Raw genomic sequence first — 15,401 nt, 5'->3', positions numbered from 1 at the left:
ATGACTGTCAGCTCGACTTCATCGCTCAACCGAGTCCGTTTCGCGATGATCGGCTGTGGCCGAATGGGACGTCACCATAGTGAAAAGCTGTTGGAAGATGGGCGAGGTGAAGTCGTCGCGCTGCTTGATTCCTCGCCCGCGATGGCGACGCGTCTTCAGCAGGAATACTGGCCTGCGGCTGCGGTGGCGACTCATTTTGATGACCTGATCGCCAGTAGGCAGGTCGATGCCGCTATCATCTGCACGCCGACTGCTGAGCACTATGCACAGGCACGACGTTGTCTCGACAGGGGCTGGCATGTTTTGTGTGAAAAACCGCTGGCTTCTGACCGGTTACAGATTCTGGATCTGATTCACGATGCAGAACGAGCTCGGGCCCGGGGACAGGCTTTTTCGCTCGGCTATCAACGCCGCTACACCGCTCTCTTTCGCACTCTGCGAAAACAGGTTCACTCGGGCAGGTGGGGCGCCGTGCGGGCGATCGCTTCGCACAACGTTGAGAACTGGCAGTCGACGATCGCGGGAACCTGGCGAGACGATCCGGAGCAGAATCCGGGGGGATTCATTACCGACGCCGGCAGCCATAAGCTCGACATACTTTTCTACGTCACCGGTTTGAACCCGCTCGAAGTCTTCACACGGACGCAGAAATGGGGCAGTCAGGTGGAGATCGTGGCCAGTGTGTCGGCCTTGCTGACGGGCGACGTGACCTTGACGATGGATTTCATCGGGAACGCACAGTACCTCGGTGAAGATCTCCATATTCATTGCGATGGGGCGGATTTGATGGTCCGGCATGAGGAACTCTGGATCGCTCAAGCCGGACACCGCGAACGACTGCCGATCGATGAATCCGATTCCAACCCGGTCACTGGCATTCTGAATATGATTCTCGATGGCAAACCCGATGTATCGCCTCCCGAGGCAGCCTTGCCCGTTTACGATATCACTCAGGCCATCCTGGCGTCCGGTCGAACCGGCATGCCTGTGAAGGTTCATCGTTGAACGATGGCAGCTCAGGTGATTGCTCAGAATGGTCATTGCCGAATGGCCAATTGTCCCGAAGCAGCCTTCTGGTGAGCAAACGGGACCCGGTAGGTAAAGGGATGAGAATACCCATCACGCGCCCCTTCTGTCAGCGACACGAATCAGAAGGCTGCTTTCAATGAATTTTGCGGCTGGGGTACCGACGCGCGATGCCGGTGTCAGTATCATTGAAGTCCCTTCCCGTATACCCCTTTGATGAAAAAGAGATGGTCATGTCTGATGAAGAATCGACGCCGCAATCAAAGAAGTCTGACGAGACGCAGATGGCGATCGAAAGGACTTATCTTTCTTATGAAAGGACACTGCTTGCCTGGGTGCGGACAGGGACGTCTCTCGTGACGTTGGGGCTGACGCTCTTCAAGTTTATCGAATTTCTTCATGATCAGAACAAGACCGAGTTGCCCAGGCGATTGCTGAGTGCACGTACGCTGGGGATGGTCATGGTCGTGATCGGAATTACCACACTGGGAACCGCATGTCTGCAGCATCGGCAGCGAATGCGACGACTCCAGAAGAACGTTCCCGGCTTTACGTTTTCACCGGCCTATGTCCTTGCGTTGCTTATGAGCGCCCTGGGGGTCATCGCACTGATTATGACTCAGTGGAATTTTTAAGAGAGCTGCCCACAGTCACCACGGTTAACAGGAGGGAATCCATGTCACGTTCATCATTTCCATTTAATCCAGCGAAGCGGGCCTTCACGTTGCTCGATGAATTCAAAGCGTTCGCCTTTAAGGGGAACGTCATTGATCTGGCGGTTGGCGTGATCATCGGCGGTGCATTCGGTAAGATTATTGAATCCATGGTCAAGAATCTGATCATGCCCCTCATCTCTGCCCTCTTTGGAGGCAACCCGCAAGAGGCCACCAAAGGGCTGGAATCTTTGTCTGCCCCGATCCGAGGTGTGCAGGTTCCGTATGGAGCGTTTCTGGCGGATTTTGCCAACTTTCTGATTCTGGCCTGTGTCTTGTTCCTCGTGATTGTGAAGTTTCTCGGGTGGGTGCTGAAGTCCCGCAAAGAAGAAGCCGAAGCTCCACCACCACCTCCCGCACCAGAGATCCTGCTGTTGACGGAAATTCGCGACTTGTTGAAGACGAAATCCCCTACTCCATGAAAGATTGACTGATGACACTTACAAAAGGTGGCTTGACCACGCTGGGGCTTTTGGCGCTGACGGGCTTTGCAGGCTTCTCGGCTTCGATCACTCAAGCCTGCACACGTGCCGTGTATCTTGGCAAAGAGGGAATGGTTGTTACGGGACGAACGATGGACTGGGCTGAGGACATGCACAGTAATATCTGGCTGTTTCCTCGAGGCATGAAACGGGACGGAGGTTTCGACGAAGCCTCGGTGAAATGGACCTCGAAGTACGGCAGCATCGTGACCTCAGTCTACGAATCGGCGTCCGCAGACGGGATGAACGAAAAGGGACTGGTTGCGAATCTGCTGTACCTTGCGGAGTCCGATTACGAACTTCCCGGTGATCAACGCCCTTCTCTCATGATCTCGGCCTGGGCGCAGTACTTCCTCGACAACTTTGCGACAGTCAAAGAAGCGGTCGAGGACGCGAAGAAAGAAGCCTATCGCATTGTGACGACTGAGGCTCCGAACGGAGCGAAAGGGACCGTGCATCTCTCGATCTCTGACCCCACAGGTGACTCTGCCATTTTCGAGTACGTTAAGGGAAAACTGGTGATTCATCACAGCCGGGACTTTCAGGTGATGACCAATTCGCCCGTTTTTGACGAGCAGATTGCCCTCAACAAGTACTGGGAGCAAATTGGCGGGACAGTAATGCTCCCCGGAACCAACCGTGCCGCCGACCGATTCGCTCGTGCCTCGTTCTACGTTAATGCGTGCAAGCAGTCAGCCGATCCACATGAAGCCGTTGCGTGCGCTCTGAGCGTGATGCGCAATGTGAGTGTTCCTATCGGAATCAGTACGCCCAACCAGCCGAACATTTCGTCGACTCTCTGGCGCACCGCCAGTAATCAGAAGAACCTCGTCTACTTCTTCGAGAGCACGCTGAGTCCCAGTCTCGTATGGATCCGGTTGAAAGAACTCGATTTCAGCGAAGCGGCCGGGGTACGAAAGCTGGTGCTCGCCGGTCGACCCGAACTGGGGGGAGATCAGACCAGGGGATTCGAGAAGGCGGCTCCCTTCAAGTTCCTGGCTCCCGAGAAAAAGTGAGCTTATCCGTGAACTGCTGCGGTGCGATGACCCGTCGTCGTGCCCGCGTGTTCGGTTAACGCTGTAATCAGATGATCTGAGCACGGCCCGAAGCGAGCACATCGTTTTCGGGCCGTGCTGTTTGTTTTTCACTGCCGGTCAGTCAGGCGACAGTCGAAATCGCTGCAAAGTTAAGTCCTGAGCAACACGGTCAACCGAGCATGCAGGAGCGTCAGGCCGGCCCCTTGTGGTGTAAACGGACGAGGTAACGATTCAGTCCGGGGACCGTTTCTCCCGGTTGGCTGGCCTCTATCGACGGAACATGGCGTTGATCGTCGTCGCCATTTGAGAGAGCGGGATGATTCGATCAGCGAGGCCCGCCTGGATGACGGATTTGGGCATTCCGAATACAACGCATGATTCCGAATCCTGGGCGAGGACTTCGCCCCCCCGCTCTCGCACCAAACGGCACCCGTCTGTTCCGTCGCGACCCATGCCAGTCAGAATGACGGACACGATACGCCCGTCAAACGCCTCGATTGCGGAACGAAGGGTGTAGTCCACGGCGGGGCGGCAACTGTGCTCATGAGGATCGTCCGTCAGTCGCACGACGACCGGTCGGAAAGGCTTCTTTTCAAGACGGACGTGGTGTCCCCCGCGTGCCACGATCGCCATCCCCTTCTGCAGCACCGTCCCATCGGCCGCTTCGACCACCGGAATTTCGCTGGCCTCATTCAGTCGTTTGGCCAATGATGCAGTGAATCCTTCGGGCATATGCTGGACAATAATGACGGGAACCGGGAAATCAGGTTCGAGAAACGGGACAATCCTTCCCAGTGCATCAGGACCGCCGGTTGAACAACCGATGACGACAGCATCAAAGCTCGAACCGTCGGCGGGTTTCAATTTGCGTTGGTCGAATGGAACAAGGGGAGCCGTGTCACGACGACTCAGAGCGTTCTCACGAATCGCGGAGATTTTCTGTGCCAGGGCGTCCGTAAGCTCGGCTTTATTCGCTGCCGGATCCTTACCGGATGGCTTCAGGATAAAGTCGAATGCACCCTGCAACAGGGCGTCGGTCGTGATTCGTGCGCCTGCTGTTGTCAGTCGGCTGACGATGACGACTTTGGATGTCACCTTTCGCAGCTTCAATTCCTGGAGGACTCCCATTCCGTCCAGTTCGGGCATTTCCATGTCGAGCGTGACCAGGTCGGGCTGAAGTTCAACGATTTTCTGAACGGCCGATTGCCCGTCTGACGCAGTGCCGATGATTTCACAATCAGGAATGGAACGGACGGCATTCGACAGAAGCACTCGAAACAGTGCTGAATCATCAACAGCGACGATGGTGAGTTTGGCCATATGTCAGTTGCTCTGCCGGTACTGCTCGAAAAATGCTTTGAAGTTGTCGGGCTGGAATGGTTTGACGACGAAGTCGATTGCTCCACTCTCGATGCATTCGCGCAGTTTATCCTTCTGATTGACGGCGCTGACCATGACGATGTTGGCATCGGGGTGCAAACTTCGGATGGCCTTCAATGCGGACAGACCATCCATCCCTGGCATCACCATGTCCAGAGTCACCAGGTCTGGACGATGTTGCGTGAATAGCCTCACGGCTTCTTCACCGTTTGTTGCTTCTCCGACGACTTCCCACCCCGCAGACTGGGCGATCTCACGGATTTTCATCCGCATAATCAGGGCATCGTCGACAATCAAGAGCCGGTTCATTGGTCAGACTCCGGGGATTTCCGGGCCAGGTCGAGTTGATACATTGCCGGGAACCGCCTCTCTTCAGATGTATTCACGTTGTGATGGTCTCAAATGGGACAAATAGTGATGTAGCGACCATTTCACAGTTCAGTTGTCGAAGCCCCGACGACATCGACGGTCACACGACCTGTGTCCACTTCAAACGCCAGCCGCCGACCTGCCTTCCCACCGCAATGCCGACCCAGCACCGGAATGCCCGCGGTCTTCAGCAGATGTTCAACAGCGTTGATATTCTGCTCTCCAATCGATGTCGGCCCTGTGGTAGCAAACATGTTGGCACCTCCCGCGAATTTAGCCGAAAGTTGACGTTCGCGGCCACCCAATTCGCGGATCTGTTTCAACAATTCCTCCAGCGCCTGATCAGCGTACTTTCCCGGTGGCCCAGACTGCCTGGTTGACGACGGCAGGACGATATGAGCCAGTCCCCCGACCTGATTCTTCAAGTCGTAAATGACCAGACCGACGCAGGAACCTAGAAGAGTTCGCAGCACAAATGCTCCGCGCGCAACCTCTATCTCACCCATGCCAACTTTCCGTTCAGGAAGCTTTCTGGATTTGGACTGCGATGGGGACCGATCGTGTTCCGTCATGATTGGGCGCCGCCTGCATTGTCCCGGCTGGATAGAAGTTGCGACAGCTTTTGCAGTGAGGGCGGGTGGGGGATCAGCAGGAACGTCCAGTTCAGCGGTTGTCCGCGCAGTTCAAATCGGGCTCGGGCAAACAGGACATGACTTCCGTCTACGGCTTGTTCCATAAACACGGTTTGCAGCAGGCTTTCAGCAAAGTCACGATAGAATTGGGGTGGTGACGGTACCAGGGTCACTGGCGAGGATGCCTCTTGGGTCAAGTTGGCTGCCATGCCGTTGAGGTATGAGCTGCCCAGAATGTTCATTGATTCCAATGCCGACGAAACCTCGATTTCGCCCCATTCCACTGCCGTTCCTGGCTCTTTCCCCAGCAGCAGATCGCTCAGCGAGAGTCCGCTCAGGTCGTCAAAAGCCAGCACCATCCGACCCGAGAGTGTTCCCTCCATCTGCATCACGCACATCCCGACGATATCGCCTGTCTCGCTAAGAACCGTTGTGGCCAGATCCAGGGGACATTCATCCGCAGAATCGATCGAGATCACCGCAGGGACCATTAGCCAGCCCTCGATGGCCTTTGATGCCGTTGCGGCTCCCGCATGAAATGCTGCGGTGAGTCGTTGAAGTTGCCCGGAGGTTAGTCGCGCAGCAGGGCTCAATTTGGGTTCCTTCTAGTGAAGCGTGGTCAGGGACGCGCCCCGGTGCGCGTGGCGGATCTTTCCGAGGCAAGTTCGATCAATGCCGCACAATCAAGCATCAGACAGACCGATCCGTCGCCCATGATACTCGCACCCGACAGTCCGCGAATGGCAATGAAGTTCTCAGAAAGAGATTTAATCACGATGTCTGCGCGCCCCACGAGAGCCTCAACGCAAAGTCCCAGTGTCTTTCCTCGCCCATTGAGTAAAACGACGTTGATATTGCGGTTGTGTAGGCTCCGTTCGGCCTGAGGTGATGCGACCTTATGCCCCCAGTCAAAAATGCTCTCCATACTCGCCAGCGAGATTAATTCGCCACGGACATCGATTGTCAGATGGCGGTGAACAGCATGGATGTTTTCCGGTGCGACCGAGACGATTTCCCTCACGTCATCGATGGGGATGGAAAAGTGACCATCGCCATGTCGGATGAGCAGGCTGCGAATAATGGCCAGTGTCAGAGGTAGCCGAATGGTGAACGTTGTCCCCACTCCGACAACCGATTTCATCTCGATCGTCCCGCTGAGAGATGCGATGGTGCTTTGAACGATGTCCATTCCTACGCCGCGACCTGAGATGTCCGAAATCTGGTCGGCCGTGCTGAATCCCGGGTGCCAGATGTAGTCCACGACTTGTTGATCCGACATTTCGCGGACTTGTCCCTCGGTGGCAATCCCGCGGCTGACGATGCGATCTCGAATCCGTGCCGGGTCGATTCCTTTCCCGTCATCACGCACGGTGATGAGGACGTTGTTCCCGCGGTGCGACGCCTCAATTGAGAGGGTGCTGATGGCGGGCTTTCCGTTCGCGAGACGTTCTTCGGGCAGCTCGACGCCGTGGTCGATCGAGTTACGGACCAGATGAAGAAGCGGGTCACCCAGTGAATCAATCATCCTGCGGTCGAGTTCTGTGTTCTCGCCATGGACCACCAGTTGAACCTTCTTTCCCCGCTCGACAGACAGATCACGAATGACTCGCTTGAATCGGTTCAACAAGGGGCCGACGGGAACCATCCGAGTATTCAGTACGCCGCGCTGCAAGTTCTTCGAAACGCGCGTTAACTGGTCGACGGCTTCGGTAATCTCCAGAAAATGACGGTGCCCCTCATCCCACAGCGAGGACTGCTCATCGAGTCTGTCAAGGTCGTCTTCCAACCCGTGAAAAAGAGACTTGAAACTCTCATCGAGTTTCGTTGTCGCTCCCAACTGTCGCTCGAACTTGACCAGCCGTTGTCTCAACCGTTCAGTTAGATCCTTCGTCTTGTTAATAACTGAGGTGCGACGAAACACCGGACTCATTTTGGACGTGATTTCGGCGAATCGAGCATTCGTCACGACGAGTTCACCGGTCAGATTCATCAGCCGGTCGAGTCGATCAATGTCGATGCGCAGCGTTTCAGTGACAGGTACCTTTGCGTCGGTGGATTCTGGGGGTATGGGCGATGCGGGTGCGCCGTTGTTTGGTTCGATGGCAGTTGCGGAACTTACGGCGACATCAGGTTGAGGCACAGGACCGCCGGCAGCCAGCCTGTTTTCATTGGAGACTGTGGCACCTGCGTGCGATGCTGCATCACCCGGGCTGTCGACAACGAGGTCGTGCGGAGTTTTCCCGTCGACATTTCCATCGAACTCAATGTCAACGAGCGAAGGCATATCCATTTCGATGGAGTCGACGCCATCAACACTGGCAATCCGTCGGATCTCTTCGAGCTTGCGATCCGTCAGGAGAACTAAGGAGAACAGTGGAAGCTCGTCAAAACTGCGAACGTCCTCAATTTTGGGTTCGCAGGAGATGACTTCGCCGATCGATGACAGCCGTGCCACAATCAGCCGTGCCTTGAGGTCGGCCAATTGAAGTCCCGGCTTGAACTTGACCTTAATCGGCACACCCGCGGACATCGAGACGGCGTTCGAAGGTCCAGCAGCAACTGAGGCGGGAGCAGGAACTTCCGGTTCGAATACCGATGCGTCTCCGCGAGGTGACTGCTCGTTGAGTTGACGGATCAACTCGCTGGGATCTCCTTCATCCGGATTTCCCGCTCTCAGTCGATGGGTAAAATTCCGGAAGTAGTCGACACATTTCAGGACAAGCGTCGTTGTGTCCCGGTCCAACTGCTCCTTACCTGATCGATAGTTTTCGAATCGGTCTTCCAGCGTATGGGCGAAGTCTCCGATGACTTCAAACCCCATCATTCCGCACGAGCCTTTCAGGGAGTGCAGCATGCGAAAGGCTTTGTTCAACGCTTCGGCGTTAGTGGGGTCCCCCTCCAGAAACAGCGTCGCCTCGACAAGAGCATCGAGCTCCTCGGCCGTCTCGTCGAGAAAGACCTGCAGATACACTGACAGATCATCGGATGAAGAGTCAGAATTCTGCGTCGGATTATTCGGATCTGACACCATTGGGTTCCTGACTACTCCTTCTGATACAGAAAAGTACTTCGCTTGGTCAGCATTCCCAACATGTCAAAAATTCCCTCTGAGGGGCCGACGACGAGAAACCCCCGTGGCGCGAGCGCCTTGACCAGATTCTCAATCACGGTCTCTTTTGAAGCCCGGTTGAAGTAGATGAGGACATTGCGAAGAAAGATGCAATCAAATGCCGGCTCAGTGATCGGCTGCATGAGATTGTGCCTTTTGAATTTCACGATCTCTGACAGGGCCGGTTTGACCCTCCAGGCGTTCGCCGCCGTGTCGTGCTGAAAGTACTGTGTCCGCAACTTCAGTGGGATATCGTCCATGGTTTGGGTATCGAACAGACCGGCGCGTGCTTGGGAAAGTGCCTGTTCGCTGATATCGGTCCCCAGGATTTCGAGCTTCCAGCTTGTCAGCTTGTGCTGGTTTTCGGCCAGACAGAGAGCGATGGAATAAGGTTCTTCTCCGGTGCTACACGCCGCAGACCAGATGCGGATACTGCGGCGGCTCCCCACTTCTTTGGATCGGGCGATCTGCAGATCGACAAACTCGGTACTGAGCCAGTCAAAGTGTTTCTGAGTACGAAAGAATGATGTTTCGTTCGTGGTGATGGCGCTGAGGAATCCGTCAAGTTCCGTCTTGCCGGACGATGAGGTCAGGAAGTCGAAGTAACTCTGGAAGCTCTCGATTTTCGTCGCACGCAGTCTTCGACGGACTCTGTTACTAAGTAGTGTGATCTTGGTATCGGGCACACTGATACCGCAGAGTTTCAGAATCAGCTTCTGATACTTTTCAAATTCTTGACGAGTCAGTTGAATCGAGTCCACAGCCGCCCGGCCTTCGAACAAATTGTCCTTCGTGCGCTTCTAAACCTTAAATCGTGCCACGAGATCCTGTAGCGTTGTCGCCTGTGAACCCAGTTCCTCTGCACTGGCGGCCATCTCTTCCGATGCTGCTGCATTCGAGTCAGTTGTCTTGCTGATCGACCGGATTGCGAGCTGAACATCTTTCGCGCTGGCTGCCTGAGTCCTGGTCGAATCCGCGATTCGGGTGATCCCCAGCGCCGTCATTTCTACGGCGTTGACGATGGAACCCAGCGACTTGCCAACCTTTTCCGACAGGTCGGCTCCTTCCGCCACGCGCCGCGTTGATTCCTTGATGAGCTGCGTAATCTCTTTGGCTGCCAGACTCGAACGTTCCGCCAGTTTACGGACTTCATCGGCCACCACGGCGAATCCCAATCCATGCTCACCCGCCCGTGCCGCTTCGATCGCGGCGTTCAGTGCCAGCAGGTTGGTCTGGTTGGCAATCTCACTGATGACCTGGATGATGTCATTGATCTGTTCGCTGGACTTCTGAATCAGCCGCATCGAAGAAATTGCTTCACTGACCGAGTTCCCACCTGACTTGGCCAGTTCCGACGTCGATTCAGCCTGTCGTCGCGCTTCTATTGAGTTCACCGAAATGTCCTGGATCGAGCGGACAAGTTCTTCGATGCTGGCAGACATTTCCTCAACGGAAGCGGCCTGCGACTGAGCCCCTTCACTGAGATTCTGTGAGCTTTCGGAAATGGCCCGGGCCCCTTCGTTCTGCTGCGCTGCCGACTCGATAAGCTGACCGATCAACTCCCGCAAGTCGCTCGACATCTGTCTGATGCTGAGGCTCAGTCGTCCCAGATCATCTTCCCAATTCTGTTCGAGTTCCTGTGTGAGGTCACCGTTTGCGATGGCCTGAACCACGACCATCAGTTGGCTGATCCGGGTCCGCATGTCGTCCGCAATGCGTTGCTGCTCTGCCTGAAGTGCCTGCTCCCGTTCCTTCGTGTGGACCTGGTCCGTGACGAGTTCCCAATTGATCATGGGGCCCATGTATTTTCCGGCCGAATCTCGGATTGCCACAGCGTTCAGATTGAGGATTTCGTTCCCAAGTTTGATCTGGGCCTGATGCGGCAAGGTGTCAGGGTTGGCCAGAATGCGTCGCTGGTGTTCAGGATTGCGGTGGAAGATGTCGATCGACTGCCCCATCATCTGGTCGACTTTGCAGGGGAGCAGATGCTCGAGTTGCTTGAGTGTTCGGACCGACGCGGGATTCATATAGACGATTTTGAGGTTCTCGTCGGCGAGAATCATGCGGACCGTGGCGTGCTCCAGCATCTGCTGAAGCCGCTGCTGCTCGTGTTCCAGCCGGACTTTGTCGGTGATTCGTTCCCACGTGATCATGGGGCCCGCATAGTTTCCCGTTTCGTCGAACATTGCCGACACCCGCAGTGCGAGTGTTTCAGGTCCCAGTCGGATGTTCGCGACGTGCGGCAGATTGCGCGGATCGGCGAGCAGTCTTCGCTGGTGCTCTGGATTGCGGTGGAAAATGTCAATCGACTGACCGAGAAGATTGTTCACATCGCAGGGAAGCAGATGCTGAAGCTCTCGGAGTGTCGAGAGAGAGGCCGCGTTCAGGTAAGTAATCCTCAGGTTAAGGTCAGCCACGATGACGCGGACGGTTGAGTTCTCGAGAATCTGTTGAAAATCGATTCGGGGCTCCACCCGCCGGGCAGTCGCGGACGCGCGTCGCGCACGGGGACGCCCTGGTGAGGGTGCGGATGAGAGTGATTCGTCGGTGGACATAGGATGACTCCAGCAGACAATGCGCTGCCTCAGGCAGTATCGCGTGAGAGCGGTTTTACCGGCTCACGATCCGCCGATCTCTGAGAGAGGACAGTCGGCAACTCACGTCTGCTTTTGACATTGGTTAGTTTTCAGATTTGGAGAGTGACAAAATCGAAGAGCCGCGACGAGCTACCTCTCGCACGTGCTCGAGTTTCGCTGGATCCAAAAGTTCAGCGATATCGAGCAGGATGACCAGTCCACTGTCGAGCTTGGCAAACCCGGAGATATAAGCTGCCCCGTCGGCTTTCACGATGTCCGGGGCGGGTTGGATATTTTTGGGCGAGATTTTGATGACCTGGGTCACCGCGTCCACCGTGCATCCGATTGTTCTTGAACCGACGTTGACGACGATGGTTCGGGTTTCTTCGCTTTTCGACTGGGCATCCAGGTCGAGCAGTCGGCGCAAGTTGATGATCGGGATGATCGTTCCGCGGAGATTGCTGACACCTTCGACGTAGTCGGGGACTTGAGGCATGCTCGTCACATGATCCGGGATGACGATCTCCTGAATCCCTTCGATGCGAAAGGCATACATCTGGTCAGCCAGTTTGAAACCAACAAACTGCATTGTCGATCGCGATTGGGCCATTGCTTCCGACGAGGCTGACCTCGTCGAATCGTTCCCGCTCATTCCCGCAGTCCTTCACACATAACTCTCAGGTCGGTCGTAATGCTTCTTCCGCTGATTCTGCAAGCGGAGGGAAACCTACGTCAACTTGCGATTCGGGGAATGTGATTTTCCTGAACAAGCAGGGATTTGCGGTACCGTTTATGACGCCCGGCATGCCTGTAATAGACATTTCAGGCGATGTGCATCCAGAATGCGATGGACAGACGCGATGACGCTTTGACGGAAAAGGGCTCGTAAGTACAGCCTTCGCTGGTCGACATCGACTTCTGCGAGAACGTGGCGCGAGTCCGGTAGAAGTCGCATGAAAATCGAATCGCGGAAATCTCGCTGGGTCGCCTTTGTTAATTCCCAAAGACGCAGCACGACAGTGGGCGTCTCACTGATGGGGATTCTTTCCGAGTCATTCAATCCGACGAATACCACATCCAGAAGTCCCGTCTGGCGAATCAATTCCGCAACGGAGTCTGGTACCCGCTTGTAATCGGACATGATGACAAGGCGGAACCGGGTCGCGTCGATCTGAGCGCCGATGATTCCCTGTTCCAGTTCACAGGGACCCGCCGCATGGACGATGCGAAGCGTATCTTCGGGGCGTACCCGCTTGGGAGCCAGCACCAGGCTGGCGGCCGTACCAGCGGCAACCAGGTCCTCGACAGTTGAGTCACTGGAATTGAGCACGACGCATGTTCGGTTGAGTGAGCATCGCATACTCAATTCTGAAATGAGATCGATCCCCTTCCCATCGGGCAATTCCATGGCCGTCATCAAGAGATCAGGCACATGGTTCTGCATTGCTGCGATGACCTGTTGTTTGGTCGAGTATAAGTCGATACGAAAAGCGCCTGACCGGGCACACGTGTCTCTCATCATGGTGGCGAGCATCTTCGATGGCTCAATGATGACGACCGACCGCAATCGGCGGACCTCATCACTGACTGTGATAGACGCGCGCTCCGTTTGCTGGACGGGCGACGGCGTGAAAACGGGGGTCTTGGTCAGCGCCGAGATGTGTGAGCCCCCCTTTTCGATGACGTCCATCAGCGCATCGGCCATCTCGGTCGCTGTCTGATAGCGGTCTGCGGGCTGCTTGGACATTGCCTTGGCAATGATGTGGTTGCACTCAATCGGGAGGTGCCGAACAAATTCCGTCGCTTTCGGTGCTGGTTTATTCAGATGGGCCATCATTGTCTGGACAATGGACGAGCATTCCTCGTAGGGAAAACGGCCTGTCAGCAAACGAAAGAGCGAGGCGCCCAAACTGTAGATGTCCGTTCGTAAATCGACTTCCGACGATTCGAATTGTTCGGGGCTCATGTACTGAGGAGTCCCCAGGATCTGACCTTGCTTGGTCATCGCTGTCCGGGTGTCATGTGCCGCGTCGACCAGCTTTGTCAATCCGAAGTCGACGACTTTGACAAGTCCTTCCCTCGTCTTCATCAGATTCTCGGGTTTGATATCGCGGTGGACCATGCCGGCGGCATGTGCCGCGGCCAGTCCAGCCGCCGCCTGGGCGATCATCTTACAGGCGACTCGCCAATGCGACGGGCCGTAAGTCTGGACCATTTCCGCGAGGCTTCCCCCTGAGAGATACTCCATGACGATGTAGTACTGGCCGTTCCAGAGATCGATGTCGTGCAGTGATACGACATTCGGATGATTCAGTCGACCAATCGCGCGGGCTTCCTGAAGAAACCTCTGAAGCGCCGTCTTCGAAGAAGCGACTTCCTGTGACAGGACCTTGATTGCCACTTCCCGTTCAAGCATCTTGTCAAACGCGAGATAGACGGCCCCCATCCCGCCCGAGCCTAACTGGGACCGGATTTCGTACTTGCCAATGGCTTTGCCGACAGGAGTAGGTGAGCCCGAAACGTCGGGACCCGCCACTGAGTCTGCCCCCAGAACGGTCTTCGTATCGTTTTCCGTCCGCGCTTTATGCAGCCTGTCGTAGGATGGGGGGGGGCCTCCTGCGAACTCATTGCGAGTAGACTGAGAACGGGGATCGGAACTCATTGATTCCACCTGGGATCGATTGTGCTACCAGCGGCGGGGCACAAAGAGAAGTACGGACGATAAGCTACGTCATAAAGTTTCATTTTACAACGGTTCGGCGCTGTTGGTGAGAACCAAAGACGCCAAAATGCAACGGAACGAGATCTTAACGGTTCTAACGGCCCGGGTTGTCAGGTAAACACCGCTTTTTATTAGTCAATTTTGCACGAAGTTCTACTGGCAACTCAACATTAAAAAAGAATGATCTCTAAAACCAACGGGAATTTTGACTTTCGGGACATTTGCAGAATTGGAATCTTGGACAGTTGCCTTTGCGAGGGGAACCCTCCATGTCAATTTGTGAAAAATGCACCAGTGGACTGTTTAAGTCTCCTCATATGTTTTCAGATGTATTCAAGGGTACACTGAACCTGCGGTTGTTGTCTCTCTTTTTCGGAATGATGATCCCCCCTCCGTTTGGAGGGATCATCACTCGTTAACTTCAGGAAGTCTGCTGTGAGAGTTTCGCGTCGATCTCTGGGAATCACCATCCTTTTGGCTCTGCTTGTCGGACTGTTGCTGCGGTCGGCCGATTCAGAGTTAACACCGCAGAATCCAAGGATTACACAAGGAATGGCGCTACCCGAATACGACGAAGAGGGAAGGTTGCGCAGGCCCGATGGATTTGAGAAATGGGTCGTGGTGGGAACGTCTGTCGGTCTTGGCTACTCCGATGGAGCGCAATCAAATGCAGATAATCCAGGTACGTTTCACAATGTCTATCTGCAACCGGAAGCTTTCGATCACTACGTGAAGACAGGCGAATTTCCCGAGCAGTCGGTATTCATTGTGACAAACCTTCCCTCGCGACCTGCCAAGACCAAGGGCCCTGTCTCAAGAACGGGTTTCGTCGCGGCTCCGACAGAAGGGCTTGAAGTGGCTGTCAAGGATTCAAAGCGGTTCCCGGATGCCTGGGCCTACTTTCTGTTTCATGACGCGGCAGAGGGTCGGAATCAGACCGTCCGGAAGACTGAAGCGCCGATCGCGAGGAATGCTTGCTACGACTGCCATGCCGAGCACGGTGCAGACGATAACGTCTTTACCCAGTTTTATTCGGTGCTGACGAGTGCCCGGGAGAAGGAACTCAGGAAGAGCAAAACAGGCAAATAGGCAGGCCTGCTTGAAAACTCGGACCAATTGCAGATTGAAGCGGACTCACCAGGAAATTGCCCCAGCACCAGAGTCGGACGCGGATAGGCCGACTTCAGTCGATCAGAGGCAGCGATCCTGACGGATTTGCTCGCGTTCCGGATTGCCGTCAGTCCATTTCACGGGACTCGACTGTTTCTGGCGGCATGGTGTCCGACTGTTCAGCAAGTCGAATCTCGCTCCTGACGAAACGGCTCGATGTGAAGCGGCTGGCTGAGAAGCGGAAA

Annotated in this window: 14 protein-coding genes; 5 read left to right on the top strand and 9 right to left on the bottom strand. The window is 55.2% G+C overall.

From position 1 onward, the window contains the following. From ACGY09_RS06795 to ACGY09_RS06780, 4 genes are all read left to right on the top strand, one after another. Complete coding sequence (locus ACGY09_RS06795; protein WP_397570977.1) at positions 1 to 1,005, top strand: Gfo/Idh/MocA family protein; 1,005 nt, start codon at positions 1 to 3, stop codon at positions 1,003 to 1,005. Between the two features lie 254 nt (positions 1,006 to 1,259). Next, positions 1,260 to 1,661, top strand: a complete 402-nt coding sequence (locus ACGY09_RS06790; RefSeq protein WP_397570976.1) for a YidH family protein — start codon at positions 1,260 to 1,262, stop codon at positions 1,659 to 1,661. A 41-nt stretch (positions 1,662 to 1,702) separates the two neighbouring features. After that, positions 1,703 to 2,161 carry a large conductance mechanosensitive channel protein MscL gene (gene mscL / locus ACGY09_RS06785; protein ID WP_373651027.1) on the top strand — a complete coding sequence of 153 codons (459 nt, stop codon included), beginning with the start codon at positions 1,703 to 1,705 and terminating at the stop codon, positions 2,159 to 2,161. Between the two features lie 11 nt (positions 2,162 to 2,172). Further along, positions 2,173 to 3,237, top strand: a complete 1,065-nt coding sequence (locus ACGY09_RS06780) for a linear amide C-N hydrolase (RefSeq protein ID WP_397570975.1) — start codon at positions 2,173 to 2,175, stop codon at positions 3,235 to 3,237. A 288-nt stretch (positions 3,238 to 3,525) separates the two neighbouring features. Here the strand turns inward: ACGY09_RS06780 and cheB are convergent, their stop codons facing one another. From cheB to ACGY09_RS06735, 9 genes are all read right to left on the bottom strand, one after another. Continuing rightward, complete coding sequence (gene cheB / locus ACGY09_RS06775) at positions 3,526 to 4,578, bottom strand: chemotaxis-specific protein-glutamate methyltransferase CheB (protein ID WP_397570974.1); 1,053 nt, start codon at positions 4,576 to 4,578, stop codon at positions 3,526 to 3,528. Between the two features lie 3 nt (positions 4,579 to 4,581). Continuing rightward, the gene (locus tag ACGY09_RS06770; RefSeq protein ID WP_373651030.1) at positions 4,582 to 4,947 is read right to left on the bottom strand and encodes a response regulator; all 366 of its coding nucleotides are present in this window, start codon (positions 4,945 to 4,947) and stop codon (positions 4,582 to 4,584) included. 122 nt (positions 4,948 to 5,069) lie between these two features. Continuing rightward, a complete protein-coding gene (locus tag ACGY09_RS06765) occupies positions 5,070 to 5,513 on the bottom strand; it encodes a chemotaxis protein CheD (protein WP_373651031.1) in 444 nt (147 codons plus the stop codon). A 62-nt stretch (positions 5,514 to 5,575) separates the two neighbouring features. Next, positions 5,576 to 6,232, bottom strand: coding sequence for a hypothetical protein (locus ACGY09_RS06760; RefSeq protein ID WP_397570973.1), 657 nt, complete (start codon positions 6,230 to 6,232; stop codon positions 5,576 to 5,578). 26 nt (positions 6,233 to 6,258) lie between these two features. Beyond that, positions 6,259 to 8,670, bottom strand: a complete 2,412-nt coding sequence (locus tag ACGY09_RS06755) for a chemotaxis protein CheW (RefSeq protein WP_397570972.1) — start codon at positions 8,668 to 8,670, stop codon at positions 6,259 to 6,261. Between the two features lie 11 nt (positions 8,671 to 8,681). Then, the gene (locus ACGY09_RS06750; RefSeq protein ID WP_397570971.1) at positions 8,682 to 9,509 is read right to left on the bottom strand and encodes a CheR family methyltransferase; all 828 of its coding nucleotides are present in this window, start codon (positions 9,507 to 9,509) and stop codon (positions 8,682 to 8,684) included. A 39-nt stretch (positions 9,510 to 9,548) separates the two neighbouring features. Further along, entirely contained in the window at positions 9,549 to 11,303 is a 1,755-nt protein-coding gene (locus tag ACGY09_RS06745; protein ID WP_397570970.1) for a methyl-accepting chemotaxis protein, read from the bottom strand. A gap of 124 nt (positions 11,304 to 11,427) precedes the next feature. After that, positions 11,428 to 11,913: a chemotaxis protein CheW gene (locus ACGY09_RS06740; protein ID WP_397570969.1), complete on the bottom strand. Its 486-nt coding sequence runs from the start codon at positions 11,911 to 11,913 to the stop codon at positions 11,428 to 11,430. 201 nt (positions 11,914 to 12,114) lie between these two features. Further along, positions 12,115 to 13,986, bottom strand: coding sequence for a serine/threonine protein kinase (locus tag ACGY09_RS06735; RefSeq protein WP_397570968.1), 1,872 nt, complete (start codon positions 13,984 to 13,986; stop codon positions 12,115 to 12,117). Between the two features lie 495 nt (positions 13,987 to 14,481). On the opposite strand from ACGY09_RS06735, the gene ACGY09_RS06730 reads away from it, so the two are divergent. Continuing rightward, the gene (locus tag ACGY09_RS06730) at positions 14,482 to 15,135 is read left to right on the top strand and encodes a cytochrome P460 family protein (protein ID WP_397570967.1); all 654 of its coding nucleotides are present in this window, start codon (positions 14,482 to 14,484) and stop codon (positions 15,133 to 15,135) included. Positions 15,136 to 15,401: the final 266 nt, after the last annotated feature.

This window comes from Schlesneria sphaerica, from assembly GCF_044336245.1.
Lineage (GTDB): Bacteria > Planctomycetota > Planctomycetia > Planctomycetales > Planctomycetaceae > Schlesneria > Schlesneria sphaerica.
This window is presented reverse-complemented; position numbering and strand designations above follow the sequence as displayed.